This is a genomic window from Trichocoleus desertorum AS-A10, assembly GCF_039962155.1.
Classification (GTDB): Bacteria; Cyanobacteriota; Cyanobacteriia; order FACHB-46; family FACHB-46; genus Trichocoleus.
The window spans coordinates 1-26,101 of record NZ_JAMPKN010000022.1; the positions used below are offsets into that span (position 1 = coordinate 1).

The 26,101-nt window shown below is 48.8% G+C and carries 25 protein-coding genes, 1 tRNA gene and 1 pseudogene; 14 read left to right on the forward strand and 13 right to left on the reverse strand.

Annotated features, from left to right (window positions below; translation table 11 throughout):
• The 3 genes and pseudogenes from NDA01_RS22010 to NDA01_RS22020 form a co-directional block, all read right to left on the reverse strand.
• Window positions 1-182, reverse strand: a pseudogene (locus NDA01_RS22010) (photosystem II q(b) protein); the annotation flags it as partial.
• A gap of 484 nt (window positions 183-666) precedes the next feature.
• The gene (locus tag NDA01_RS22015; protein ID WP_190437169.1) at window positions 667-2,157 is read right to left on the reverse strand and encodes an MBOAT family O-acyltransferase; all 1,491 of its coding nucleotides are present in this window, start codon (window positions 2,155-2,157) and stop codon (window positions 667-669) included.
• A gap of 76 nt (window positions 2,158-2,233) precedes the next feature.
• Window positions 2,234-5,590, reverse strand: a complete 3,357-nt coding sequence (locus tag NDA01_RS22020; protein ID WP_348229650.1) for a DUF1574 domain-containing protein — start codon at window positions 5,588-5,590, stop codon at window positions 2,234-2,236.
• Between the two features lie 368 nt (window positions 5,591-5,958).
• On the opposite strand from NDA01_RS22020, the gene NDA01_RS22025 reads away from it, so the two are divergent.
• The 4 genes from NDA01_RS22025 (at window position 5,959) to NDA01_RS22040 (ending at window position 11,102) form a co-directional block, all read left to right on the forward strand.
• Window positions 5,959-6,180, forward strand: a complete 222-nt coding sequence (locus NDA01_RS22025) for a hypothetical protein (protein WP_190437165.1) — start codon at window positions 5,959-5,961, stop codon at window positions 6,178-6,180.
• A 306-nt stretch (window positions 6,181-6,486) separates the two neighbouring features.
• Window positions 6,487-9,615 carry a phosphoenolpyruvate carboxylase gene (gene ppc, locus NDA01_RS22030; protein ID WP_348229651.1) on the forward strand — a complete coding sequence of 1,043 codons (3,129 nt, stop codon included), beginning with the start codon at window positions 6,487-6,489 and terminating at the stop codon, window positions 9,613-9,615.
• Between the two features lie 82 nt (window positions 9,616-9,697).
• On the forward strand, window positions 9,698-10,384 hold the full coding sequence (locus NDA01_RS22035; RefSeq protein ID WP_348229652.1) for a hypothetical protein: 687 nt from the start codon (window positions 9,698-9,700) through the stop codon (window positions 10,382-10,384).
• Between the two features lie 187 nt (window positions 10,385-10,571).
• The gene (locus NDA01_RS22040) at window positions 10,572-11,102 is read left to right on the forward strand and encodes a pentapeptide repeat-containing protein (protein WP_348229653.1); all 531 of its coding nucleotides are present in this window, start codon (window positions 10,572-10,574) and stop codon (window positions 11,100-11,102) included.
• Here NDA01_RS22040 and NDA01_RS22045 read toward each other — a convergent pair.
• Window positions 11,088-11,804, reverse strand: coding sequence for a GDSL-type esterase/lipase family protein (locus NDA01_RS22045; RefSeq protein ID WP_348229654.1), 717 nt, complete (start codon window positions 11,802-11,804; stop codon window positions 11,088-11,090). The two genes, NDA01_RS22040 and NDA01_RS22045, sit on opposite strands and share 15 nt — an antisense overlap.
• Before the next feature lie 160 nt (window positions 11,805-11,964).
• Here NDA01_RS22045 and NDA01_RS22050 point away from each other — a divergent pair, with 160 nt between their 5' ends.
• From NDA01_RS22050 to NDA01_RS22065, 4 genes are all read left to right on the forward strand, one after another.
• On the forward strand, window positions 11,965-12,192 hold the full coding sequence (locus NDA01_RS22050; protein ID WP_190437156.1) for a DNA-directed RNA polymerase subunit omega: 228 nt from the start codon (window positions 11,965-11,967) through the stop codon (window positions 12,190-12,192).
• Window positions 12,189-12,830, forward strand: coding sequence for a hypothetical protein (locus tag NDA01_RS22055; protein WP_348229655.1), 642 nt, complete (start codon window positions 12,189-12,191; stop codon window positions 12,828-12,830). Before NDA01_RS22050 ends, NDA01_RS22055 begins: the two co-directional genes overlap by 4 nt.
• A 104-nt stretch (window positions 12,831-12,934) precedes the next feature.
• Window positions 12,935-13,300 (forward strand): DUF1818 family protein, encoded by a 366-nt coding sequence (locus NDA01_RS22060; RefSeq protein ID WP_348229656.1) that lies wholly within the window; start codon window positions 12,935-12,937, stop codon window positions 13,298-13,300.
• A gap of 46 nt (window positions 13,301-13,346) precedes the next feature.
• Window positions 13,347-13,420 (forward strand) — tRNA-Pro (locus NDA01_RS22065).
• 266 nt (window positions 13,421-13,686) lie between these two features.
• On the opposite strand, the gene NDA01_RS22070 is transcribed toward NDA01_RS22065, so the two are convergent.
• Window positions 13,687-15,087 (reverse strand): pentapeptide repeat-containing protein, encoded by a 1,401-nt coding sequence (locus tag NDA01_RS22070; protein ID WP_348229657.1) that lies wholly within the window; start codon window positions 15,085-15,087, stop codon window positions 13,687-13,689.
• A 240-nt stretch (window positions 15,088-15,327) separates the two neighbouring features.
• Here NDA01_RS22070 and NDA01_RS22075 point away from each other — a divergent pair, with 240 nt between their 5' ends.
• Entirely contained in the window at window positions 15,328-15,609 is a 282-nt protein-coding gene (locus NDA01_RS22075; protein ID WP_348229658.1) for a hypothetical protein, read from the forward strand.
• A 56-nt stretch (window positions 15,610-15,665) separates the two neighbouring features.
• Here the strand turns inward: NDA01_RS22075 and NDA01_RS22080 are convergent, their stop codons facing one another.
• Window positions 15,666-15,938 carry a hypothetical protein gene (locus NDA01_RS22080; protein WP_348229659.1) on the reverse strand — a complete coding sequence of 91 codons (273 nt, stop codon included), beginning with the start codon at window positions 15,936-15,938 and terminating at the stop codon, window positions 15,666-15,668.
• Window positions 15,939-16,340: 402 nt separating this feature from the next.
• Between NDA01_RS22080 and NDA01_RS22085 the strand changes: the two genes are divergently transcribed.
• On the forward strand, window positions 16,341-16,754 hold the full coding sequence (locus NDA01_RS22085; RefSeq protein WP_190551104.1) for a response regulator: 414 nt from the start codon (window positions 16,341-16,343) through the stop codon (window positions 16,752-16,754).
• A gap of 7 nt (window positions 16,755-16,761) precedes the next feature.
• Here the strand turns inward: NDA01_RS22085 and NDA01_RS22090 are convergent, their stop codons facing one another.
• The 5 genes from NDA01_RS22090 to NDA01_RS22110 all read right to left on the reverse strand — a co-directional run bounded on the left by NDA01_RS22090 (window position 16,762) and on the right by NDA01_RS22110 (window position 19,600).
• Window positions 16,762-16,959, reverse strand: a complete 198-nt coding sequence (locus tag NDA01_RS22090) for a hypothetical protein (protein ID WP_190437134.1) — start codon at window positions 16,957-16,959, stop codon at window positions 16,762-16,764.
• A 291-nt stretch (window positions 16,960-17,250) separates the two neighbouring features.
• Complete coding sequence (locus tag NDA01_RS22095) at window positions 17,251-17,790, reverse strand: Dps family protein (RefSeq protein WP_190437130.1); 540 nt, start codon at window positions 17,788-17,790, stop codon at window positions 17,251-17,253.
• 129 nt (window positions 17,791-17,919) lie between these two features.
• Window positions 17,920-18,609 (reverse strand): helix-turn-helix domain-containing protein, encoded by a 690-nt coding sequence (locus NDA01_RS22100; RefSeq protein WP_348229660.1) that lies wholly within the window; start codon window positions 18,607-18,609, stop codon window positions 17,920-17,922.
• A gap of 101 nt (window positions 18,610-18,710) precedes the next feature.
• The gene (locus tag NDA01_RS22105; RefSeq protein ID WP_348229661.1) at window positions 18,711-19,202 is read right to left on the reverse strand and encodes a Dps family protein; all 492 of its coding nucleotides are present in this window, start codon (window positions 19,200-19,202) and stop codon (window positions 18,711-18,713) included.
• A gap of 134 nt (window positions 19,203-19,336) precedes the next feature.
• On the reverse strand, window positions 19,337-19,600 hold the full coding sequence (locus NDA01_RS22110) for a ParB N-terminal domain-containing protein (protein WP_348229662.1): 264 nt from the start codon (window positions 19,598-19,600) through the stop codon (window positions 19,337-19,339).
• A gap of 202 nt (window positions 19,601-19,802) precedes the next feature.
• Here NDA01_RS22110 and NDA01_RS22115 point away from each other — a divergent pair, with 202 nt between their 5' ends.
• Window positions 19,803-21,539: a SpoIID/LytB domain-containing protein gene (locus tag NDA01_RS22115; RefSeq protein ID WP_348229663.1), complete on the forward strand. Its 1,737-nt coding sequence runs from the start codon at window positions 19,803-19,805 to the stop codon at window positions 21,537-21,539.
• A gap of 154 nt (window positions 21,540-21,693) precedes the next feature.
• On the opposite strand, the gene NDA01_RS22120 is transcribed toward NDA01_RS22115, so the two are convergent.
• Window positions 21,694-21,993 carry a ferredoxin gene (locus tag NDA01_RS22120; protein ID WP_190437124.1) on the reverse strand — a complete coding sequence of 100 codons (300 nt, stop codon included), beginning with the start codon at window positions 21,991-21,993 and terminating at the stop codon, window positions 21,694-21,696.
• A gap of 489 nt (window positions 21,994-22,482) precedes the next feature.
• Between NDA01_RS22120 and NDA01_RS22125 the strand changes: the two genes are divergently transcribed.
• Window positions 22,483-23,502: a Gfo/Idh/MocA family protein gene (locus NDA01_RS22125; protein ID WP_431193488.1), complete on the forward strand. Its 1,020-nt coding sequence runs from the start codon at window positions 22,483-22,485 to the stop codon at window positions 23,500-23,502.
• 54 nt (window positions 23,503-23,556) lie between these two features.
• On the opposite strand, the gene NDA01_RS22130 is transcribed toward NDA01_RS22125, so the two are convergent.
• The gene (locus tag NDA01_RS22130; protein WP_348229664.1) at window positions 23,557-24,546 is read right to left on the reverse strand and encodes a glycosyltransferase family 2 protein; all 990 of its coding nucleotides are present in this window, start codon (window positions 24,544-24,546) and stop codon (window positions 23,557-23,559) included.
• A 128-nt stretch (window positions 24,547-24,674) separates the two neighbouring features.
• Here NDA01_RS22130 and NDA01_RS22135 point away from each other — a divergent pair, with 128 nt between their 5' ends.
• Window positions 24,675-25,145 (forward strand): protein tyrosine phosphatase family protein, encoded by a 471-nt coding sequence (locus NDA01_RS22135; protein ID WP_348229665.1) that lies wholly within the window; start codon window positions 24,675-24,677, stop codon window positions 25,143-25,145.
• Window positions 25,146-25,400: 255 nt separating this feature from the next.
• Window positions 25,401-26,093 (forward strand): hypothetical protein, encoded by a 693-nt coding sequence (locus tag NDA01_RS22140; protein ID WP_348229666.1) that lies wholly within the window; start codon window positions 25,401-25,403, stop codon window positions 26,091-26,093.
• Window positions 26,094-26,101: the final 8 nt, after the last annotated feature.

Consider the following 26,101-nt stretch of genomic DNA (forward strand, 5'->3'; position numbering starts at 1 on the left):
TCGATATCGACGGGAGGAGCCGCGATGAAGGCAATGATGAAGCAGATGGTGGCGGAGAGCAGGGTGGGGATCATCAGGACGCCGAACCAGCCTACATAGAGGCGGTTGTCGGTACTGGTGACCCATCCACAAAATCGCTCCCACAGGTTACCGCTTTCGCGTCTTTGTAGAGTAGTTGTCATAGTTGGATAAGTGCTGAATTAACTTGCTTGAATGTATTGTGATTAAGCAGCTAAGGGAGCCAAAACTTGACTGCCTAATATATAGGTTTAACCTAACTTCTTTCCTTAATGCCGTTAAATAATGTTTACTATTTGAGAGCGCTCAGTCAGAGGGAAATGAACTTCTGTAAAGAGATTTTAGCCTCCCGGCTTAGGTTATTTCTGTGCCAATAGTTTCAACATTCAATTAACCGTTTAGGATGGCGATCGGTCTTTTTAGAGGCAATCATAAAAATATTCTGAAGCGGATACCTATAAGCTTTGGGTAACGAATGGGTAGGTTAACCCTAGCCTCAAAGCCAGAAGTTAGCGAAGATACGTTTAGAGATAAAAACAAATAAAAACCGCTAGCGTCTTGTATAAATTAGCTAGCATTTAATAAATAGAAGCCCTGGTCAAGTTGATCGGGGCTTCCTTGTTTTAATAGAACTCCCTAGAGAGTGCTCTAGAAATCAAAGTAGATGTAGGGCAGACTGCCTTGAGGCGCTAACATCCAGACCAGGAAGAAGAACAACGGCACCAGCAGAAGCTTCAGCGGCCAATTAATTTGTAATTTTAGACCGCGATTGAAGGCATAGGCAACGCCCATTAAAGCCACAATTAACCACAACAGTAAGGCTATCTGCGGTCGCTCCATTTTTAACCCTTCCAGATAAATCTTTTGGGTAAATTGAGCATCTGCTGCATGGCCCCAGAGATGTTGCACGACCCAAGTGGAGTCCTTCAGGTTAGGTAAGCGGAAGAAGATCCAGGCTATAAACACCATCAGTTGCGTGATTAGCCAAGCAATGACTGCTCCCGGAATACTAAGCCAAAAAGCTTTGAGGCTAGGTGTGCGATCGCTATAAACCTGGGTCAGCCGATGTACGACCAAAGCGAGGCCGTGGATAGCGCCCCAAACCACGAAACCCCAAGCGGCTCCATGCCAAATTCCCGCAATCAGCATCACAATCATCAAGTTGAGGCAAGTGCGCTGTAACCCTTGCCGGGAGCCACCCAGTGGAAAATAAAGGTAGTTTCGCAACCAATCGCCCAGCGTCATGTGCCACCGTCGCCAAAAGTCGGCAATGCTGGTGGAGAAGTAAGGGAAGTCAAAATTCTGCGGCAAGTTGAAGCCGAGCAACATGGCGCTGCCTCGGACAATATCCACGTAGCCGCTGAAGTCTAAATAAAGTTGCAGCCCATAGGCAAAGGTCGCTAACCACAAGTCGCCGCTACCTGCCCGCTGGATATTACCGAAGCAAAGATCCACAAAAGTGCCAATATTGTCGCTCAAAAGCCCTTTCTTCACTGCGCCACAAGCAATCAGCCAAACTCCTTCCACGATCTGATCGGGCTTAGGAAACTGCTGCGCCTTCAACTGGGTAGCAAATAGGTGAAATCGAGTAATTGGCCCAGAAATTAACTTGGGAAAAAACAGCTTATAAGCCGAGAACTTGAGAAATTGCTGGGTCGCAGGAGCGCCACGATAGACATCGACTAAATAGGCGATACATTCAAAAGTAAAAAAGCTCAGCCCTAACGGTACGACTAAGTTTTCGTCTAGCCAGCTAGCATTTTGCTGAGCGGCGGCCCAATTGAGGCCACCCCCCACACTAGAGAGCAAGAAGGGCACATACTTAAAGCCCACCAGCAATAAGACATTGGCGGCAATCCCGAACCACAACAGCTGAACTCGGCGACGATTCCAATCCTGTTGGGCAAACTGCCAATCTTCAATCCGCCAGTCTGGTGGCTCACCGATCGCCTGCCCAATGCGGAAATTTAGCCACAAACTTGCAAACAGTAGGGGAATATAAACCACCTGCAAGGAAGCATAGAACACCAGGCTGGCAATCAGCAGGGTCCATAATCGCCACCACGGTTCTCGCACCGACCAATAAATGCCAAGAACGAGGATCAGAAAAAGTCCGTAAGTCAGCGAGAGAAACGTCATGGGTAGGAGCAGAACTAGCTGGACCGAGAATAGACAGAATCATCTCGTGAGGGATTGCCATCCGAGATTGATTAGTTTAGGGGGTGTTAGAGGCTGAAGTTTGCAATCGCGGCCAAGGAACCAGAGGGTCTTGAGCCAAACGGTTCGAGACTTCGTAGGCACCATAGCGATTTAGGTGGCTAGGGTCAGAAAAATAGTCATTTTCAGCCGGCCAAAGCTGACTCAAATCTCGAAAGACAAATCCGTTCTCGGTGGCGAGTCGGAGCATCTGCTGCCGAAACTGTTCTTCATGTTCCATCCGCACCGCATCCAAGTAGTCTTTGGTCAGAGGTAAGTTCACAAAGACTAAAGGAATTTGCTTCGCCTGCGTAAATTGCACTAAAGACGCGAGCGCTTGTGCCTGCTTGCCTTTCAGCTCAAAAGAGTCATAGTCGCTATCGTAGTCACCCGAAACTTTGGCGTATTTCTGGTAATAGGTAGCAGGATTAAACCGCAGAGACAGCGGCAAGAAGCCATCAAAGTCGATCGCGTAGAGGAGTGAATCTGTCTCAACTCCTTCGGCATTGGGTGATGCTGATTTTGCCCCAAACTGGCCCTGAGTTGCCAGCAATTGCTCTAAAGTTGGCTCCGGCTTTAATACACCCGCCCACTGTTGGTGCAACAACTGTTTCAACTGGTCGCGCTGAGCATAGGTCGCAGAAAAAGCGCCTAGGGATTCATTCATCCATTGGTTCAAGGCTTGATAACTAGCCGCTAAAGAAGTGCCCACCGTTTTGTTGGTATCGGCGGGAGTTCCCGCTGGAGTTGCAGTACTCAGGTTGCTCGTTGCGACTGTAGTTGCAGCGGACGATGCAGTACCACTGGGTGTATCAGGCACTGTACCCGCTAAAACTTGCCGATACCCCTCAGAAGCCGCGATCGCATTGTAGGTAATATCAACTCGGCCACTGTTAAAGGCTCGGGCACCATCTGCCCACACAATCAACTTCGGCATCTGGGCAGGCGTGAGCACCTGGCGCAAAATCACATCTACCACTTGAGCCGTGGCCCCGTTCACGCCAAAGTTAAACACACTCAAGCCAGCATAGCCTTGAGCCGCCAAAGCTTTCTGTAAGGCGGCTGGATCAACGCCTCGCAAGGCTCTAGAACTCCCGATGATCAGGATATCGGGGGGGCCAGATTCCGCAAGACGCTGGTAGTAGAGGGCTAACTTTTCATCTAGTTGCCGACTGTTGAAGGTTGGATAAGGCGATCGCGCTGCGGCCAAAATCGCAACCGAGGTGGCAGTCGCTTTCAGCGGTTCGGCAGGTAAAGGCTTGGCGGCAATACCAGTCTCATCTGCCAAGGATGCTGGTGGAATCGACTCGGTAAAACCAGACGCATTAAAGGCTGTTTTATCCTCCCCCGGAGATTTCTTTAATGATGCTGGGGGTTTAGGCACAGCCAAGGGTGGGCGAGGTTTACTAGCAACAGACTTTGCGGCTGTAGATGCTTTCGTTGACGCAGTTTTGGGCCGAGCATCTACCGAAGCCACATTCGTTCTGACTTGGAGAATTTGACCCAAAACCCAGTCTGCTTGCAGGGTTAACAACAGCCCTAAGGTGCCCCAAACGACAGCGACTGCCGCGCCTTTGTAGCCTGCTTGTTGCCCTAAAGGTTGGTCGCTAGGCAAGAACAACTGCGATCGCAGCAAAAGTTGTTGTAGCCTGTGAGTCACCCGCTGGGTCGTTTGGCTCAGGGCTGCTTGTAAAGCTTCGGACGTTAGCTCTGGGCGGAGACCAATTTCATTCGGTTGGGTTAATAACTCATTGACATAGGCATCAGAAGCGGCAAACTCTGGGGTTGCCTCTGGCACGAGGCGATCGCGGGTGGCAAAGTCAGCGCCATAACTCCACAAGGGGCGCTTTTGACCCGCCCGACGACCATAAACTCGAATTCCCGACACATTCGGAATCTGGAGTTGCCGCACAAATTTAGCGACGGCTGGCCCCACCTGCTTTTGCTTGGGACAAACGGGCGCATCGCTCATGATGTGCAACAAATCCTCTCGATCTAGGACTTGAATGCGTACCCCTCCAGTTGCTAAGCGCCAATCGAGGTTAGGGTTCAGCAGGCGACTCAGCAAGAACTGTAAGGCGGGGCGATCGCCTTGTTGCGCCAATCCCAACGCTGACTCCGCCAAAGCCCCATGTTGAGCCGCAGGCAAGTTGAGCCAGTCTACCCAAGCAGGCGCTTCCTGACCCGCCACCTGACCGTAGAGAGTGGCAGCGTGAATACCCTGTGGGGCTAGGGCTTCTAGTAACGTTGAAATGGTGGGAACAACCGTTGCTTGGCTCGGTGCTCCACTCGCTGGCGTTGCCGATGAATTAGGTGAAGAGGGAGGTTTGGCACTTTTGACACTACAGAGTAAATGCAGCGTAGATTCTTTTAACTCGGCCACCACTTCAACTTGATCGGCAGCCAGGGGACGATTCAGCAGGCGGGCGATCGCTTGCACGTCCCCCCAACGCGCCCACTCTTTCAGCATTTCGTCAGGTGGAGTCAAGTCAACCTGCAACCGCCAATCTGGACGCGGCTCGCCACTGACTTGGCTAAAAACTAGCGCATCGCGAAAACTATCCAGTTCCAAGCCTCGAAGTTTCTGCGCGATCGGCTCTGCCAGAGACGCTGGATCGGGGCTATAAGGTGCTTCGCAAATAATCCAAAGCCGCTGGTTGCGGTGCTGGCTGTCTGTAGCCGCATCAGGCGTACAGGGAATTGCCTTAGCTGTCACTTCAACGGCAACTCCCATTGCCCCCAAGGTTTCACTCAAATAGCGAGCGATCGCATCAGGGCGACCTTGCTTAGCTAAAGTACGATTGGGGACTAGGAGGGCTGTGCCCGCTGCCGAGGTGGAGTGAGGAGGCGCGGATGGGACTGGAGCTTTGGGTTGAGTTGCTGTGGCTGGCGAGCCTGGAGGTCTATTAGATTTTTGAGTAGTTGGACCCGCTTTAACTGCTGTTGTAGTTGAGTCAGACGTAGTTGAATTGGAGCGGGAGCGGATAGGGGGTTGTCGTAAGGTAAAGCTAGAGAGGTCAGGAGGCGGGGGTTGTAGATGCTTAAGTTGTTCTAAATGGCGATCAAGCTGGTTGAGGTAAATTGGCTCTGACCAACTGGGGCGATCGCTACTAAAGCCACGACCATAGAGAAAAATCTGGTAAATCGGATGGGGGTCGGGGGGTAGCAAGGCCGCTAAATCTGCTTGTGAAAGTGCCTCCACCACGCGACTCATTACCACTACTGAGTCGGGAGCTTGGTGCCCTTCACATAAAATATGTACGAGATTGCCCCGAAACCTAACTTGAACCTGCACTCCTTGCAGATTAATCGCTCGGACAACCCACTGTGTTATGACGGCCTGACGACCTGAAGCCCGTTCATTTACATTCAACATCAAAGCCCCAACCCGTTGGATTGATTCAACTGAGCAAGCTTGCCCTTTACGAATAGCACACCCTGGCTGCGTTACACCCCTCAGACAGATGCGATCGCTCTCAGAAACGCTATACTGACGAAGACTATCTCATCCTGAGACGCTGTGCAAATACAGCTTAGTCTGCGATTACCAAGCAATATTAAGCTCCCCAAATGACTGGGGATCGGTAGAAAGCTTTACATCTGGTTTGTCTAGCCTGACTACAACAGGGTGAGCTTTGACGCAGCGTAGCACATGCTAGCTAAGACGAGTAAGAAGACTATTAAGCCGCCTCAACCTGACAATTTTCCAACTAAACGCTTGATTAGCAGTCTGTAGGCCTTGCTATGCCATCCACTTCAAAGCGACCTAACCCGGATCAATCCAAATCCAGCCCTTGGCTTAGTCTAGCTACCGTTCCTTTGCTTGCATTCTTGTTAAGCGGTAAAGCCTTAGCAGAGTGTGTGCAAGAGTTGGGGCAGATGAGTGAAGAACTATTTAGGGGCGATCGCCTACCTAATATAGACTTTCCGGTCACTCATACTTCTAACTCCGAAATTTCCGAGTAACTTTAAGTCACTCGAATTTGCTACTATTTTCTAGCTCTGAATCTAATTTGCCCCAGTTGTACTGCCTGAGCCTGGTCTCAATCATCACTTGAGACTAAATCTCAAATACTTCTGAACCGGGTCTTAGTTAATTTCTGACGTTGTTTTTGCGAACTGCCTCAGAAGTTACGAGGTGTAGATTCCAGAATTGACCTAACTAAGCGACGAATTGGGACAGAGTCAGGCTTTATTGACGCTAAAACCCCCCAAAATTAGAGCTTAACCCATAAAATTGTTGAGTATTTTCACTGGGCTGGAACAGACTCTATGAGTTCAACCTTCCATTCGTCAGATGATGCCTACAGCTCTGTAGCCATGTCAGCACCAGAGGCATCACAAACAATGGCTGTGAGCGCTACCTCAGAGCTGTTTCCGCATCAAAAAACGGCATTTCCCCTCCGCGAACGCTTAAAGGTCGTGGAAGACTTGTGGGAATCAGTGTTGCAGCAAGAGTGCGGCCAAGAGCTGGTGGACTTGTTAAACCAATTGCGAGCTATGTGCTCACCAGAAGGACAAGCCGCCAATGCCTTAGAGCCAGAAGTCTTAAAAGTAATCGAAAAGCTCGACCTCAACGAAGCGATTCGAGCCGCTCGGGCTTTCGCGCTGTACTTTCAATTAATCAACATTGTTGAGCAGCACTACGAGCAGCGGGGACAGCAGCAACAGTATCGAGCCGCTTACGAAGGCGGTGGAGCGCAGAATGGCGATCGCTCCCAAGATTTAATCGCTTCACTCATGGGCGAACCCCTTGATCAGCCTGCTGCCGAGCCACAACTAGATTTACAAGCCAATCTTTTAGAAAAGAGCTTGCAAGAAGCAAATCCACCTCGCCGGGAGATGGGGACATTTCACGGGCTATTTCCCAAGCTGCGAGAACTGAATGTGCCACCACAGCATATTCAAAGATTAATTGACCAGCTAGATGTGCGGCTTGTCTTCACCGCTCACCCAACTGAGATTGTTCGCCACACCATTCGGGATAAACAGCGACGGATTGCCAAAATTCTGCGCCAGCTCGATCGGATTGAAGAAGCAGGTAATGCAGCCAACTTAGTGTCTTCTTGGGAACTAGAGGCGCTACGAGAACAACTCACTGAGGAAATTCGCCTCTGGTGGCGCACTGACGAGTTGCACCAGTTTAAACCCACAGTTTTGGATGAAGTGGACTATACGTTGCACTACTTCCAAGAAGTGTTGTTTGATGTCATCCCTCAGCTCTATCAACGCTTCAAACGCGCCCTTGATACTTCATTCCCCCACCTGCGTCCACCCCAACACAGTTTTTGCAAGTTTGGTTCTTGGGTTGGATCAGACCGCGATGGCAACCCATCCGTCACACCTCAGATCACTTGGCAAACTGCTTGTTATCAGCGCAACTTAGTCTTAGAAAAATACCTCCAGTCGGTGCGGCGGCTGACCAACTTACTTAGCCTCTCGCTGCATTGGTGCGATGTTTTACCCGACCTGCTGGAATCCCTAGAGCAGGACCAGATGCAACTGCCCGATGTCTATGACCGATTGGCGATCCGCTATCGGCAAGAACCATATCGGCTCAAGCTGGCTTATGTACTTCAGCGCTTGGAAAATACTCAGGCCCGGAACTCCCGCTTGCAGACAGGGGATTACCTGCAAAACGAAATCTTAGAGAGCCAGCCTGCAAATACCTATCGCTCTGGAGCCGAGTTTTTAGCAGAACTGCAATTAATTCACCGCAACCTGACTGCGACTGGTCTGAGCTGCCGCGAGCTAGAGAATTTGATTTGTCAGGTGGAAATTTACGGCTTTAACTTAGCCCACCTGGATATCCGTCAAGAAAGCTCCCGCCACTCGGATGTGTTTAATGAAGTCGCGGAATATCTGCAAATTCTGCCCAAGTCTTACAACGAGATGTCGGAAGCTCAGCGATCGCTTTGGCTCGCGACTGAGTTGCAGACTAGACGACCGCTGATTCCCGCCGAGTTGCCCTTCTCCGAAAAAACCTGCGAGATTATTGAAACCTTCCGCGTGGTGCGGAAATTGCAGCAGGAGTTTGGCCCGGAAATTTGTCAAACCTACGTCATTAGCATGAGTCACAACGTTAGTGACCTGCTGGCAGTACTGTTATTGGCCAAAGAAGCAGGACTTTATGATCCAGCGACTGGTGTTGGCACCCTTCAAGTAGTTCCCTTGTTTGAAACTGTGGAAGACTTGAAGCAAGCTCCCTCGGTGATGTTGGATTTGTTTGAACTGCCTCTGTATCGGGCTTTTCTAGCAGGGGGCCACGCAGCAGCGACTAGCCCAGAGGAGGTGCACCCGATGCTGCAAGAAGTCATGCTGGGCTACTCCGACAGCAACAAAGACTCTGGCTTCCTCAGCAGCAACTGGGAAATTCATAAAGCTCAGCAAGCGTTGCAGCAGATCGCTGAAACCTACGGCATTCATCTGCGGATTTTCCACGGTCGGGGTGGCTCGGTCGGTCGGGGGGGTGGCCCTGCTTACGAAGCAATTTTGGCCCAGCCTGGTCGGAGCGTGAATGGTCGGATCAAGATTACCGAGCAGGGAGAGGTCTTAGCTTCTAAGTATTCTTTGCCAGAACTAGCGCTCTTTAACTTGGAAACCGTCACCACCGCGGTGATTCAAACTAGCTTGCTCCGTAATGGGTTTGATGACATTGAACCCTGGAACGAGATTATGGAGGAGTTGTCTCGGCGATCGCGGATTCACTATCGCGCCTTGATTTACGAGCAGGCTGACTTTGTTGACTTCTTCCACCAAGTCACCCCTATTGAAGAAATTAGTCAACTCCAAATCAGCTCTCGTCCGGCGCGACGGGGCGGCAAAAAAGATTTGGGCAGTTTGCGAGCCATCCCTTGGGTATTTAGCTGGACCCAAAGCCGTTTCCTAGTTCCATCTTGGTATGGCGTGGGCACTGCTTTAGAGCAGTTTTTACAAGAAGAGCCAGAAGAACATCTCAAGCTGTTGCGCTACTTCTACTACAAATGGCCCTTTTTCAAGATGGTGATTTCTAAGGTGGAAATGACCTTGGCCAAAGTGGACCTACAAATTGCTCATCACTATGTAGGAGAGCTGTCAGAACCAGAGGACCGAGCCCGATTCGAAACTTTGTACGAACAGATCGCCAAGGAATACCACCTAACGCGAGATTTGGTCCTGACTATCACAGGTCATAAGCGCTTACTCGATGGCGATCCAGAGCTACAGCGATCGGTGCAGCTTCGCAACGGCACGATTGTTCCGCTGGGATTCTTGCAAGTGTCCTTGCTCAAGCGTCTGCGCCAGCATCGTACTAGCTCCACTACGGCCATCATCCGCTCTCGCTATAGCAAAGGAGAACTGCTACGCGGTGCTCTACTAACTATCAACGGCATTGCGGCGGGCATGCGAAACACAGGCTGATCTAGGTTGACTAGCAAGCTGGCTTAGAATAAAACCTAAGTCAGCTTAATCAGCCCATCCACTAGTCTTGTAAGAGGCGCTGATGTCTCCTAGGCGTACCCTAATTTGCACGTTTACGGCGCTAACGTCCGGCATTTTTGGTGCGTATATGGGAGGGCAGCTTAGTCTGGCCGCACAGAACCGAACCTGTGAAACTCAATTTTGGGGACCTAAACTTGTTTGTCAAGCGGCAGGTGCTCCTGGAGCTATGTGGCGAGGTAGTCTCACAGGCCTTTGGACTGGGGCAGTTTTGGGAGCTTTTGTGGCTGGGCTAGCAACCCGCAAAGTACCAGCAAGCCCAACGCTGATCATTCATCCATCCAATCAGCCAGTTCAAAGTGCCACAGAGGGAGCCTCAGTTGTACCCGCTATTACTTCTGAACCCGCTACATTAGCAACACCTGCTGCTCTCACCTCGTTGCAAACAGAAGTTTTGTACTGTCTCTTGGCGCTTCTCACCACCAAGCAAATCAGTTCTGAAACCCTCAGATCTGAGACCGATCCAGACACGGCGATCGCATCACCCAACCTAGTAGAGCTGAAAACCTGGGCGGAAGACATAGCGCGATCGCAACCGGATACCTATGATGCAACCCAGCTTCCTAGTCTCCAGTCAGTCACCGTGGATGAAGCTCGGCACTTGTTAGTTGAAGCTGGCTTTTCAGTTCAAGCAGTAGACCAAGCTTGGCAACTCCTACAAGCCTCAGGCCAGATGCCTCCTCAGGCGTGAAACATAAAATCAGTTTGCCCGCTTCATGTTTGCCCGCTTTATAGCTGTTGCTCTAGAACCAGTGCCCTAAAACCAACGCCCTAAAACTAGTCAAACTTCCTGTCTAGCGATCTAGGTCATTTTCTTGAAGGGGTAGACAGTCAAGGCAGGGGTTTAAGATGCTATTGAGAAACCTGATGAAGTACCGATGCAATTCTTCCTTGTGAAAGCGATTCAACCTATTTTGCAGCGTTGTCTAGGCATCATTCTGCTACTGTGCTTGGCATGGCTATGGATCATCCTGTGGGCGACTCCCGCTTGGGCTCAGGTTGATACCGTCAACTACAACAATGCCAACTTAAACAACCAAGACTTTTCCCATGCCAACTTAGTTGGCAGAACTTTTGTCGCTGCGGAAATGCGAGAAATTAATTTTCAGGGAGCCGATTTAACTAACGCCATCATGACGAAAGGCGTGCTGCTCAATGCCAACTTAAGTGGCGTTAACTTCACTGGAGCCTTGGTCGATCGCGTCTTTTTGCAAGGCGCGGATCTTTCCAATGCGATTTTCCAAGAAGCCATTATGACCCGCACCAGCTTTGAGGGGGCAACCATCATTGGGGCAGACTTCACCGATGCTGTGCTCGATCGCTACGAGATTGCCCAGCTCTGCAAACGAGCTGAAGGAGTCAACCCAGTCACGGGAGTAGCGACGCGTGATAGCCTAGGCTGTCGCTAGCGGTTGCCCTGCCCACTGAGCCATTGCGGGCCAATTCAACACATCCTCTAGCAGCGATTGATATCCCGCTACATTGGGGTGAAGGCCATCCTCGCACAGGCGCGATCGCCACCAGTCTTCACCCCGATCTAGCCAATGCTGAAAAACGTCCAGATAGGGGATTTGGCGCTCTGCACAGGCCAATCGAGTCACTTCTTTGTAGCGCACTTGCTCGCTCTGGCTGTAATAAAAGCAGTCTAGGAATGGCATCTTGGCTTCATCGATTGGCACCATGCCAACAAATAAAACTGGGCACAACTGCTTTGCTTGGTCTAGCAAATTGCTAATCTCAGTTTGGAATAGCTCAAAATCGGTAAAGTTACGTCCCGTAGGTCGCCCCAAGCGGGCAGAATCGTTTACTCCGACGGAGAGAATAATTAAATCTGGAACGCGGTTTCGTAGCTCCCCACGATGGCGAAACTCCCCATCTAACCGTTGGATTATTTGCTGGACTCCATCGCCCCGCACACCAAGGTTATAAAGTACATGACCTGGGCTATCCGGGAGCATCCAACTGCGGCGTAGGCGTTCTACCCAACCACCCCCAGCTGGATCGCCAAATCCGTACACAATGCTGTCACCCAGGGCGACAATCTTCTGAGGGTGATGCTTAAAGACAAGCCCGCGTTGTTGCTGAGAAATAGGAGATTCAAGGGTTCGCATGCGATCGCCTGAACGCTGAATCGGACTTTATCATTCAAACAAAAACTTTGCAAATCTTGATGCATCTATAGAAGCAGACACAAATGCAACTTTTAAGGATCAAACAGCGTCTTGGAGACTCCTGATAGACTAGAGATTACTCTCCCAACTTAGAAATTCTATGCACAAGCGTTCTGTATTCGATACCACCCAAATCATGCGACGGGCTGAAGATTTGATTGGGGCCGCTTCTAATCGTTATCGGATCACTGTGCAAGTTGCCAATCGGGCGAAGCGTCGTCGGTTTGAAGATTTTGACAGCATTGATGACCCCAAGATGAAACCCGTGTTACGGGCGATCATGGAAATGTCGGATGAGTTAACTCAACCAGAAATTATTGGCGAGTGAAAAGACGAAATCGAGTTCTAAAGTTTATTGCCACTGTTCTAAGTGTTGCGGGCTTAACTGCGATCGCCGCGGTAATGAGTTTGGGCAACCATAGCTTGCTCAATCCATCCCCTGCTTTCTCTCAAAGCCCTGGTTTCTCCCAAAGCGTCGTCAGAGTTGATGATGCTTGGCAGCAAGTCTATAAGCAGATCCCTAACTTGCCCCGTGAGAACCAGTACACCAGCACAGAAACAGGTAAAGTAGACCCCAACAACACGTTGGTTCGACGCTTAATTCGCTATCACATCTATGTGAAGGGGCGACCCCCTGGATATCGCTTGGACTGGAAGCTAACCTTGGCTGATTACTTGGGTGCCAACAGCCTGATGCAGGAATCTCAGTATCCAGGGTACGACACCTTAAAGACTAATCCCCTAGAAGGCGATCGCGTAGCTATTGGTCGCTTAAATCGAGTCCAACGGAATGCGTTAGCTCAAGCTTTGACTAATGTGTTTAGTCCTCGGGCTAGTCAAGCGGCTCAACCCAACCCGAACCCAGCGAGTAATGTTCCATCAGGCTCAACTCGGCCTCAAGGGACCCCGACTTCACCAAGGCTCCCTCAACCAAAGCCAGGAGATGCGCGGTTGCTCTTGCCTTAGCAGTTAATGCAATTTAATTTAAGCGGGTAGTTGAGTGGATGTACGTCTGCTGAACTACCTTTACTTTTTAGGCTTAGTTTCTGGGCAGATACCACGGCATTTAAATGGAACGATTAGTCAAAAGTGGACCCGGTTGGCGACTGGGCTGGGACCCTAATGCTAAGGAATTTCAAGGGCTAGTCGGTGGGACAGACTGGGCCATTGAGTTAACCGAAGCGGAATTAAACGATCTCTGCCGCCTAACTGAGCAGCTTGCTGGCACCATGCAGCACATGGCTACAGAATTAATGGATGAAGAAAAGATTAGCTGTGAAGCGGAAAGCGAGCTCTTGTGGCTAGAAGCCGAAGGTTATCCCCATACCTACAGCTTGCGTTTCATTTTACAAACTGGACGCCGGGGAGAAGGCAGTTGGCCTGATTCGGCAGTGCCCGCTCTGCTGCAAGCTATTCAAGTCCTGAAAGTTTTCTAATTTTTTGTGCCGAATTGGGAAGTTATGGTATAGTCGTAAAGCACGACGGGGCGTAGCGCAGCTTGGTAGCGCACTACTTTGGGGTAGTAGGGGTCGTGGGTTCGAATCCCGCCGCTCCGATCGCATAAGGCCTGCTCATTAAATTGAGCGGGCTTTGTTGTTTTAAAACATTTTTTGGTAAAATCTGATTCTTCACACAGCTGGTCAAACTTCTAAGCAGAACGAGCTTCTAGATTTAAAGACTTAGGGTCGAGTTAGCAGAAAAAGCAGAGGGCGATCGCATTGTTAATTTGACAAGGAATATGTCTCTAATATTCTTCTGATCGCGGTTGTAGGCTATCTCTGCTTGAGTCAGTTTTTTCTCTTCCTATAATGACTAGGGATCTTCATCTAGGGGATTTATCCTTTCCTGCCTGCGTAGATTGAGGTTGCTTGAGGAGATAGTACGGAAGAACGGCTCCTTTATAAGACTTAGCTTGTTGAAGTTGAGACCAAGCTAATCTTTTAGCTGGTCTATCAAACCTGTATCTATCAGGTATCAAGCCTTTAAACCCTATTTCCCTTTGCAAACCTGGCCATGCAAATCGCACCTGTTCTAGGTTCGCTTCTACAAAGGATACTCCTCGTAAGTTTGCTCCCATAAGGAACGCACTTTGTAGATTCGCTTCTCTAAGGTCAGCTTCTTGTAAGTTCGTCCCTATGAGATCCGCGTTTTGTAAGTTCGCCTGTATTAGGTTTATCTCCGCCAGGTTCGCAAACCAAAGTCGTGCGTCTTGCAAGTTAGCTCCTTCAAGCTCTGCCTGCTTCAGATTTGCCCCCGTTAGATGCGCGCTGATAAGGCACGCTTGCACCAGGCATGCTTGGTATAGGTTTGACCTCAAAAGAGTTACCCCTTGTAGGTCTGCCCCTTGTAGCTTTGCCTGTCTCAGATTGGCTTCACAAAGCTTTGCCCATTGCAAGTTAGCACTGCAAAACTTCGCTTCTTGCAGATTCGCTCCGGTAAGTTCTACTTGTTGTAGATTAGCGTCTGAAAGCTCTGCTTGCTGGAAGTTGATTCCCGCAAGTTCTGCCTGTTGGAGACTAGAGCCTGAAAGGTCTGCTGATCTCAGTTGAGCGGTAGGAGGAAGGTGTAAACGTCGCAAGTCTACTGCTCGCAAATTGAGGCGATGGGGTTCAAGCTTGTGCCCATAGGTATGCTTCCGTCGAGCAAGTAAAGTCAGCACAGCCTGAATGTCAAGGGGCAGCGGTGGAATATTTGGTTGGCTTGCAAAGTTATCACCCTCAACTTTTTGAAGCGCTACTTGAATAAACGAGGTCGACTTCTTTTCAGTTTTAGGTGGGTAGGGTGACTTTTCTCGTGCGTAAGCAGTAAGAGTTTCCATTACTTGCCAGTAGTACTTTTCCTCCGCATCCTTGGCAATTTGCTCCAACGCATAAATGCCGCCAAGCCGAACGTGGATATTATCACTTCCCAGTTGCTCAATGGATTTGCTGAAGCGCTCCGCTACTTGTTTTTCTTGCGTAGCCTGATAGTTGAGCCAGGCAATAAAAGCAGTTGCAGCAGCGAAAATACCAACAACTCCTTGGATCAACCAACTTCGGGTAGCGTTCTCAGCATCAATTCGTGATTTTTCTAGAGCAGCAATTTTTTCAGGGTCGACAGGTTTGGATCGAGGCATCGAAGCTTTTGACGTTGGTGATCGCAGCGCATCAATCTGTTGTTGTAGAGGTTCTACCTGCCACTGTGGAACTTTCCAGAGTGCCCAAGGCATAAGAATAATAACCACACTTCCTATCGTCAACAAAATGAACTTTTGGGAGGGTAGAGATTTGGACATCCAATTAAAGCTGCCTTGAGTCCATGCATTTTCTCTAGATACAAATGTATCGATGTTGTTTTCGGCTGATCCTAAAATTAGAAGTACCACAGCCGTAAGGCGGAACAGCGATCTCAGCATGACAACGCGATCCCTGGTGGGGCATCCTGAATGGGTATTTGGCAGAACTTCTCGTCTTAAGCTTTTTGTATGTCTTTGACTTTCGTCTTTTATTCGGTGTTGGGTATATTCCTATTTGCTTTAGCCTTCTTTGTCATTTTTTGGCCAGTGTTACTACTGCTCAAGCATCTGGGAAAAGGCATTAACACCCGATACTTCATTACAGCACTCCTTACTCTCATTATTTCCGGAGTAGGGGTAGCCGCAGCCGATCTCCGATTTCTGGTGCCTCTAGTGATAGGCATCCCTGTCCTAACACTAATGTGGTGGGGCGATCACAGAGCTGAAGCGAGACAGCGATCGCGTCAGTAAACGTAAAACGTAGTAGGAAAGCGATTCGTACGGGTTCAATTTGTGAACGCCCGGTTTTATGGTCGCTTGCTTCCTCGCAATCTCGCTTTGACCTCACGAACAGCAACCGCTGCAAGTACACCCACCACAGCCACTATAGAGCCAGCAAAAAGTTGGGCGATCGGCCACATGGATGCTCCATCTCCTTGGTAGGGGACGAAATACTCGTTGTAGAGTAGCCACGCCAGCAGCCCAAACCAAGGAATTGCACCTCCCAGAATAACGGAACGGTACCCCTGGAAGATCCAGCCACAAATGCCTCCGGTGAGGGCAGCTAAAGAGATCAGCATTAACCACATGAATGGAATATACCCTCAAGATTGCATCAAGCCGTTTGGCTATATTTTCAATGGTGCTCTACGAAAAGAGCGTTTTAGCAAGCAGACATCCTGAAGCCTTGTATTGGAAAGCCCCTATTCAGCGACTAGAGCGTGACAGACGGTAAGGAAAGCGCAGGGCTGAAGCGAGGCAGCGATCGCGCCAATAAATGTAATAGGAGAGCGATGCCTACTTTCGGGAAAAACCATGCTGCCTAACTGATTAAACCGTGAAGGTATAAAATTTGCTCAAAGAGCGCAATTTTTACGCGATTTTGCTAACTATAGTTCGGCCAGTTCAGTGAGTACAACGAAAAAAATTGAACGCACAATATAGGAAGTTCGAAGCTTTACAGGAACTTGATAGAGATAGCGATGACAATCACTGAACTTCACAATTCAACCACTGTTAAAGAGCGAATCTTGATTGTTGAAGACAATGAGCTGCATCGCTTAATTACTCACGACTGTTTAGAGGCTGAAGGTTACACGGTTCTGAGCCTACCGGATGGCCTCAACTTCTTTTCAGCCTTAGCTGAGTTCCAACCTGAGCTGCTGCTTCTCGACCTGAAGCTACCTTGCATTGATGGATTGACTTTGCTTCAGCAATTAAAATCGTCTGTCTGGTCTGCTATTCCCGTCATCGTTGCCTCTGCCTACGCCTTCCAGAGCGAGAAGCAAAAAGCGATCGATTTGGGAGCATGTGCGTATCTCACAAAACCGATCGCTCTAGAGAATTTGGTGAAAACAATTGAAGTTGAACTGAAGACCGCTTACTCAATCATTTAACTAGCGGTTACGGCTCTTGTTGATCAATAAAATCTTCTACAATCTCATTGATTTTTGAGTAGTTTACTGGGATTTTATCTGCTAGCTCGCTGAATTTAGTTGCCAATTCGCTGAATTTTTTAGACAGACTTACTAGCGTTTGCAGATCATTTCCAAGGCCATTTTGAGCTGCTAGATAAGCCTCTCTGAATTCTTCCGGTGTCATATGGGTCAGATCTCTTCAAGTAAGAAAAAGTTTGCGCTTAACAACTCAATTCTCTCTTTACAGACCCCGAAACTCCCCTAGCCAAATGACTCAACCTATATCAGCGATTGCGCCTAACCACAGGAAATTAGCTAATTACTCTGACAAAAGACTCTACGGAAATTCTTATTAAAAACTTTTGGCTTTTTAGTAGCGATCGCCTAATCACATTCAATTAATCTTCATAAGCAAAAGAGGCAAAGCCTAAGCTTTACCTCTCTTACCTTAAAACTTATAAGCTACAAAACTAATTTAGTTCGCAGCTACAGTCAGTTTGGGTTCTGCACTAGTCTGACCATCAGGCTGGATTGACTGCCCTTCAATGAAGGAGCGCAACATCCAAGCCATTTCTTCGTGCTGTTCCATCAAACCTGTGAGGAAGTCAGCAGTTCCCTCATCATGGAAGCTTTCGGAGCACTGGTCTACATGGTCACGCAGATTACGAATCACCTGCTCGTGGTCACCGACCAAGTTAGAAACCATTTGCTCTGCTGTAGGAACGTCACCCCCATGCTCTTCAATGGATGCGTTTTCTAAGAAACCTTGAGCAGTTCCAACCGGGTAGCCGCCCAACATCCGGACGCGCTCAGCCAATGAATCAATGTTTTCGGTCAGAGCTTGGTAGTGCTCTTCCCACATTTGGTGTAGAGAGCGGAATTGAGGACCAACTACATCCCAGTGGTATTTCTTAGTTTTGATCAGAAGCAAATAAGCGTTAGACAGATCACGATTCAACAATCCAATCACGCCTTGACGCTGTTCTTCGGTCAAACCAATATTTAACTTACGCATTTTTATTTTTCTCCACGCTTCAGCTCTCTTTCTACTGCAACAAATCCACACAATTGCAGCATCAGTCAAATGAGAGATTGTTGAGCTGGCGTAGGTTCTGAATCTTGGAGGATGCTAAAACAAAGGTGTTTAGGGCTTAACTGCAACCACAGGACTCACCTTAGCGCGATAAAGCAGCTTCGCCTCTTGACGATAACCTGTGTAGCGGACTCGGACGCGATCGCCAGGTTGAGCAGTTCCTTCCATCAATTGATGCTGAGTTGGATCGTAGGGCAGTTCCATTCCCACTTCAGCGATCGCCTCGATTCCCCACTGCTGTAACAAAGTTTCAATCGGTCGCAGTAATGGTAGCAGTCTGACCGCTGGTGCTTGAGGGTTTTGTTGAGCTGCATAAGCCGCTGTCGGCCATTGCAGAAGCCAAGATTCGATCGCCTGCAAAATAGATTGTTGAAACTCTTGCCAAAGCGCCTCTCGTTGTTGAGCCAATTGCGCTTGCGATCGCTCATATTCCAACTTCACGGCTACCAGTTCCGCCTCCAAACCCGTTTCACTGACTGTCGGCGAAACAGGGCGTACCTCCGGCTCTAGGGCAACCTGAGAAAAAGTGCTAATCAGCTCAGGCAAGGAGATTTTTAGAGCTTGGCTGAGCTTAATCAAAGCTTCGGCTCGCATCTGAGTAGCTTGTCCTTGCCGCAGTTGCCGCACCTGCCACTCTGACACGTCGGCTTTTTGAGCTAATGCTTTAAAGCTGGAAACACCCATCGGTTGCATAAGCGATCGCAACTGATGGGTGTAGTCTGGAGAGTTCGCTGGGATCATCCTACTTACACTTCAACGGGTAGCTTTGAAGTAATACCATCTCATTTTCTACCCATTCGTGAGTCTGAAGTTGATGACGTCCCAAGTAATGATTCGAGATCTTACTGATCGAGTAGGCTTCTCAACATCCAAGCTGTTTTTTCATGAATTTGCATCCGCTGCGTTAGCAGGTCAGCCGTTGGTTCATCATTAACCCGCTCCGTGGCTGGAAAAACAGAGCGAGCAGTGCGAACCACAGCTTCCTGACCCTCTACCAAAAGACGAATCATTTCGTCGGCAGTGGGGACACCCGGAGTTTCTTCAATCGAGCTAAGTCGGGCAAAATCGCTGTAGGTGCCAGGAGCAGGAAATCCGAGGGCACGAATTCGCTCAGCAATTAGATCCACAGCCAAAGCTAATTCGGTGTACTGAGTCTCAAACATGAGGTGAAGAGTCTGGAACATGGGACCTGTCACGTTCCAGTGGAAGTTATGAGTTTTGAGGTAAAGCGTGTAAGTATCTGCGAGCAGACGGGAAAGTCCGTCCACAATCTCCTTGCGATCGGCTTCACTAATACCGATATTGATGGCGATACCTTTAGATTGGGCTTGCATAATATCTCCGTAGGTAACTCAAGGATTTTGTTAGCTAACCATCCAGCTTGCAACTAGATTATGCCAGTTAGATAGTCATCGCTAAATGTCAGGGTTAATACAAAAGGCAGTTTACTCGGTTGCTACTTTCAGCTTTAGGCTAAGTGCATCTGCAAAACTGAGCGAGGCGCACGACGAACGTTGCAGCGGATTGTTTCATGACCCAAGCGACTACAAGCCTCAAAACGGTGGCAACCCGAGAACCCGTAATACTCGCCCTCAACTTCTAAAACATCAATAGGTTCTCTTAAGCCTTCTGCCTCAATAGAAGTCATCAAAGCGACAACTTTAGCAGGGTCGTTTTGTCGGAACAAAGGACGACGGATTTTTTGGATGGGAATATTTTCAATTCTGGCCATCGGCTGCGGCGGAGAGATAATTGCTTATGTCCTAAATCATACTCATTCCGACTACGATTTGCAACATTTTTTATAATTTCTCTTGTCGCTGCGACTTGCTGAGCAGCTAGACAAGAGATTGTTAAGCCTGATGAAAATTACGGATCTTTTTCCCTGTTTTTTTCGTCGAACTGCCGTATTCTGTCAAAGAAGTCTTCTTGCGATGCCGCGACCTGTGAGCCAACCGCTTCAACCCATTGCTTCCTCTAAAGCTAAAAACCCCAAGGATCAGAGAAACCCACTGCGTCTCCCTTGGTTTGAGTTATCTGGTATGGCGATCGCTGCTTCCTGCTTAGCAGGCTTAGGAATCCAAGCGGGAGTCTCTGCTGCGCCTCCAGAACCAGAGCTACAACTTGGCGTTGTGCAACGATTTGGCACCAAACCCACCGATGAATTGACTTTGCAAGCCCCAGCGGGCGATCGCCTGACCTTAACTTTTACGACAGGCCCCATCCGCCAAACCCTGAGCACTACCAAGGTAAAGATGGATGTGGTGATGCAGCCACTGCCAGAACCTCAAGTCAATGAGCGAGTGGTCCTGAGTACTCACCGCAGCTTCGAGAGTGCTGAAGACAGCGCTGCCAAGTGGCAGGCTCAAGGGATTGAAGTTGAAGTCGCCCAGCCGGAACGCTGGCAAGTTTGGGCCAAGCGGGATGTGTACAGTTCCCCGCTCCTGCGGCGTTTACTACTGCAAAGCTTGCAAGACCAAGGTAATGCGACTGCGTATATTGATTCACAAGTTCTTTCCCAAGTCCCGAAAGCCTCGTTTATTGTAGATGGCTACCGCTACACCCGGGATCAGTTCCAAGTCAGTAGTAGTAGCAGTTTGGTTCAGGTCACACCAGGCAGTAAAGAGAAAAACAAAAGTCCCGAACAAATAGCCAAAGAACAGCAAACCAGTCGGCTTTATGCCGGGACAATACGCCTGCAACCCAACTCCTACGGCACCTATACCCTCGTTAATCAAGTTCCTATCGAAACGTACTTGCGAGGCGTTGTGCCGCACGAAATTGGGGCAGGAGCCCCCCAGCCTGCGGTCGAAGCCCAAGCAATTTTGGCTCGTACTTACGCCCTACGCAACTTACGCCGCTTCGCGATCGATGGTTACGAGCTTTGTGCCGATACTCAATGCCAAGTGTACTGGGGATTAACCGGAACTGTACCTGAGGCCGATCGCGCGATCGCAGCGACTCGGGGCTTGGTGCTGACTTACCAAAACGAACTCGTGGACGCTTTATACTCCTCGACCACAGGTGGAGTAACCGCGCCCTTTAGTGATGTCTGGAATGGAGCCCCTCGGCCTTACTTGCGAGCCGTGATCGATTCAGCCGCTAACATTTGGGATTTGTCGCAGCGTAGCTTAGCCAATGAGCAAAACTTCCGGACCTTTATTACTCAGCGTAAAGGCTTCAATGAAGAGGGGTGGGATATGTTCCGCTGGCGCGAAGAGGGCAGTTTAGCTCGGCTGACCACAGATCTGAAGCAATATTTGCAGAGCAATAAACATCCCTTAGCCGACTTTACAGCTATTCAACAACTCCAGGTCACCGAGCGATCGCCTGCGGGACGAGTGTTGAAGATGGTGGCACAAACGGATCGAGGCGCGATCGAGTTAGAAAAAGATGACATTCTTAACGCTTTCTACCCACCCAACAGCACCCTCTTTTACTTAGACCCCATTTACGGAGCCAACAAAGTTCTCAAAGGTTATGCCTTTGTGGGAGGAGGCTTGGGACACGGCGTAGGGCTAAGTCAAACTGGCTCCTATCGTCTAGGTAAGTTGGGCTGGACTAATCAGAAAATTTTGAGTTTCTACTATCCGGGCACTCAGATTCAACCGATTAGTCAAGCGCTGACCTTTTGGCGCATTCCGTCTCCCCAAACAGCTCCTAGAAGCTAAAAAATAAGGCAGGGAGTGCAAGTTGCACTCCTGCCTACTCCCTCGACCAATATCATCTAAGTTCCTCTTTTAGCAAAAAGGTTTAGAAGCTTGGTGAGAGCCAGAGAGAACTCAACCAATCAGCATTTCTCTCTGGCCCTACAAAACGAATTTTTTAGTACAGTTCTTCTTCTTGGTGGGTCAGGATGGTGCAATCAGAGGTGGGGTAAGCCACGCAAGTTAGCACGAAACCAGCTTCAATTTGGTCGTCATCCAAGAAGGACTGATCGCTTTGATCAATGCTGCCGCTGGTGATCTTACCAGCACAGGTAGAGCAAGCACCAGCGCGACAGGAGTAAGGAAGGTCAATTCCCTGCTCTTCTGCGGCGTCAAGAATGTACTCGTCATCAGGAACTTCAATAGTGGTGTTGAGCCCTTCAGCTTCGTTGATCAAGGTGACCTTAAAAGTTGGCATGCAGTAGTCCTCTCTGTTCAATGAATCGGCACGTAAAGCCTGTAGAAAGGCGACTTCAGGCATCTTCCTGAGTAATGGCTTCCTTCATCAGCTTCACTTCTAGATACTACGGGAAAAATTAAAACTTGTAACACCAAATCAGGTGTTGGGTTGAATGGGATTCGTAATGAAATTTGGTCATTTGATCTACTTATACTTATGGGACGGGTAAAGGCTTGACTAAATGGCTTTTACCGGTTCCTTTCTCAGCCTATTCATTAGGTTTATAGCTTAGAAGTAAGATGCTATGAGGGTTTAGCGGTTGACAAATAGAATTCTATTAGTCCCAAAAATCAAGCAATAAATTAGTAAGAACTATCTGTTTTATTAGAATTCATTAACTACGCTAGTTAGTCGGGTTGGAGCTAAAACTATCTACCTGGATGAGAACAATTCGGTAATCTATAGATTCGCCATCTTGTTCATTAGTACTGACTTGGATTTGTAGTTGTGACCACGCATTTCTTCAAAGATATGGCTCCATTTCCCCTCAATGTGGGGTTGGTTGGGACTGGCTATGCCGCAAAGTTACGAGCAGAGGCATTTCAAGCAGATTCGCGATCGCAACTAGTAGCAGTAGTGGGCCACGAGCTAGAAAGAGCCGTTGCCTTTAGCCAAAATTACCAAGCTGAGGCGTTGGACAATTGTTCAGCCTTACTCGATCGCCCAGACATTGATTTAGTGGTGATCTGTGCGGTAAATCGAGATCACGGAGCGATCGCCCGAGCGGCTCTAGAAGCAGGCAAGCATGTTGTGGTTGAGTATCCCTTGGCTTTGGATGTAGCCGAGGCAGAGATGCTGATTGCCCTAGCTAAAACCCAAAACAAACTACTGCATGTCGAGCATATTGAACTCTTAGGTGGCTTGCATCAGGCCCTACGGAAATCTTTGCCACAGATCGGCTCTGTCTTTCATGCCCGCTACGCCACAATCAATCCCCAAAATCCCGCGCCGCAAAAATGGACTTACCAACCAGAACTGTTTGGCTTTCCCTTTTTGGGTGCTACTTCCCGGATTCATCGCTTAACCGATTTGTTTGGCACAGTTACAACTGTGAGTTGTCAGGCGCGTTACTGGAGGCAACTTGAAGTCGATCAAGACTCCGGTTTCTATCAAGCTTGCTTGTGTACCGCCCACCTGAATTTTGCCAACGGGGTGCTTGCTGAAGTCACCTATGGTAAAGGAGAAACTCTATGGCAATCGGCTCGTACCTTTGAAGTGCAAGGAACCCAAGGAGCTTTAGTCTTTGATGGCGATCGCGGCACTTTGATTCAAGCTGCTGGCGAGCAGGTGGTTGAGGTGGGCGGACGACGGGGTTTGTTCGCGAAAGACACAGCCAATGTTTTAGATCATCTCTATAAAGGCACTCCTTTATATGTGTCTCCAGATGCCAGCTTGTACGCTTTGAAAGTGGCAGACGCAGCGCGGCGATCGGCAGAGACGGGACAGGTAGTGGCAGTAGGGAGTTAGCAGGTAGCACTTAGCAGTAAACGCTTGGCTGGTTTCCTGATTCCATGTTTAACGCTATCGACACTCTGCGTGACCGTTAGAGCTTACCTTGGGGCTGGGGGCCTCTGCTTCGTGGAATCCCTGCACTTCTGCAAGGGTGTAGAGGGGCCTACCTTTGATTTCCTCGTAGATGCGGCCAATGTATTCGCCCAAGATGCCAATGCTAACCAGTTGCACCGCACCCAGAAAAAAGACCGCCACAATAATGGCCGCGTAGCCAGTCAAAGGTGAACCTGGGGCAAAAAATCGCCAGTAAAGCACCAAAATTGCCATACAAAGCGCGATCGCCGCAGAAAATAGCCCAATATAAGTCGAAATCCGCAGCGGTACTTTGGAAAACGAAACCAACCCATTCACAGCTAGCCCCAAAGACTTGCGGAAGGTATATTTCACATCTCCAGCAAAGCGAGGGTTCCGCTCAAACAAAATTGCGGTTTGCCGAAACCCGACCCACGATCGCAACCCTCGAATATAACGATTGCGCTCTGGCATCGCATTCAGTACATCCACCACTTGACGATCGAGCAAACAAAAGTCTCCCGTATCGGTGGGGATTTCGACATCGGCTAACTGCTTCAGGATACGGTAAAAAGCATAGGCCGTGAAACGCTTAAACCAACCTTCGCGTTGGCGCTGCGTGCGTTGGGCATAAACCACTTGATAGCCTTGCCGCCATTTTTCCACCATGTCGGGGATCAGTTCTGGTGGGTCTTGCAAATCTGCATCCAAAATCACCACAATTTGCCCACGGGCAAAGTTTAGCCCCGCCGTCACCGCGATTTGATGGCCAAAGTTGCGAGCCAAGCTCAAGTAGCAAACCCGCGCATCACGTTGGTGTAGCTCCCGCAATAGTTCCCAGGAGCGATCGCGACTGCCATCATTAATCAATATCAACTCCACTGGCCCATCCATGCGGTCCATGATGCTGCTAATGCGGCGATACAGCTCTGGGATGGTAGCTTCTTCGTTATAAATAGGAACTACAAAAGAATAGTGAGGGCGCATGATCCGTCTCTAGCCTGCCAGTACTTGCACGCTGACCTTGTCATGAATATACCCTTAGTTGCTATTACTCTGAGCGATCGCCCCGCGTTGATTAACCACAGACTCAGCAATAGATTCAGGAGATTGAGATGAATACTCCTAAACTTGCAGAAATTCGAGCCTTCCTCAGCCTTTCTGACAAAATCGGCACAGCCGGACAACCGAGTGTCGAGCAGTTCGTAGCCATTAAAGCCGCAGGTTACGCAACTGTGGTGAATTTAGCGCTACCCACCTCAACCAATGCGCTGCGAAACGAAGCAGAAATCGTTACGAGTTACGGGATGGAATATATTCACATTCCAGTTGATTGGGAAAAACCGCAGGTTGAAGATGCTTTGAATTTCTTTGAGGTAATGGCAGCTAACGAAGACAAAAAAGTGTTTGTCCATTGTGCTGCCAATATGCGGGTTTCAGCATTTATGTTTTTATACCGCACCCTTTGCCAAAATGTTGCTCCTGAAGCAGCACTCCAAGACTTACAGCAAATTTGGACTCCAGCACCGCAATGGCAAGCTTTTATTGAGCAAGTAACTACTCAATACCGGAGAAAAATTCTCTAAAAAACTATTATTTGCACCTTAATTTTCCTATTCCTTGAATTTATTCGTAGTGCAGGCATTCTGCTTGCTACAGACAGGAAAATGAGGTTTTGCGAAAAGCCTTTAATTCAGCCTGTATTTATATCTTCAGGGTTAATCATGCTTTAGAAATAGCGATCGCGTGTGATTTTATTGAGGCGATCGCTCTCTCTTCTCTTCAAAAGAAATTAAAACTAAAAAGAAATCTTCACCTCGGCAAAAGGAGGAGAAAATACTATGAAGAAAACTTCAATCGCTCGTTGGACAACAATTTGTCTTCTGTTATGGTTTGCGATCGCTTGTTCCACAAATCGTTCTGCAAATAGTTCGGTGGAGACTGCACAGAACTCCCAAAATCAGGTTCCAACTCCAACCTCAACTCCTGAAGCAGAGAGGATTCCTAGTGGACCGTCTGAGCCCTCCCCGCAAACTGCTAGTTATGACACCACATATGATCCTAAAACAGTGCAAGGCTATGGCGATGGGTCAGACCAATCCTCCTTTATTGCCCAAATTAGATATAGCAACGTGCCTCTATGGGTTAGAGAATCCTTTTTTAAGCAAAAGTTGAATGAACGTTATGTCATGGTCTTTAGAGACATCAGGCCTTTATACCTGCGAGGAGACTTTAACGGCGACAGCAAAATTGATATTGCCTTAATGCTGCAAGAAAAACCAGTTCAAAATGGCTTGAGTTCTCCTTTAATAATGGCAATTTTTCAGGGTGGTACAGAGCAGGCAACTATCATTGATGATCCCGACAAGTTGGGTGCCGATGATATTTGGGCAGTTGTTCCTCAGGAAGAAATGGCTAAATATCCGTCAATCTCAGCGCTAGGAGAAGGAATCTTGATGGCAAAAGCAGCATCAGCTAGCCGCACGATCTATTGGGATGGTAAAGAATACAACTCTCTTCAAACTTCAGATTAAAGGCGTGA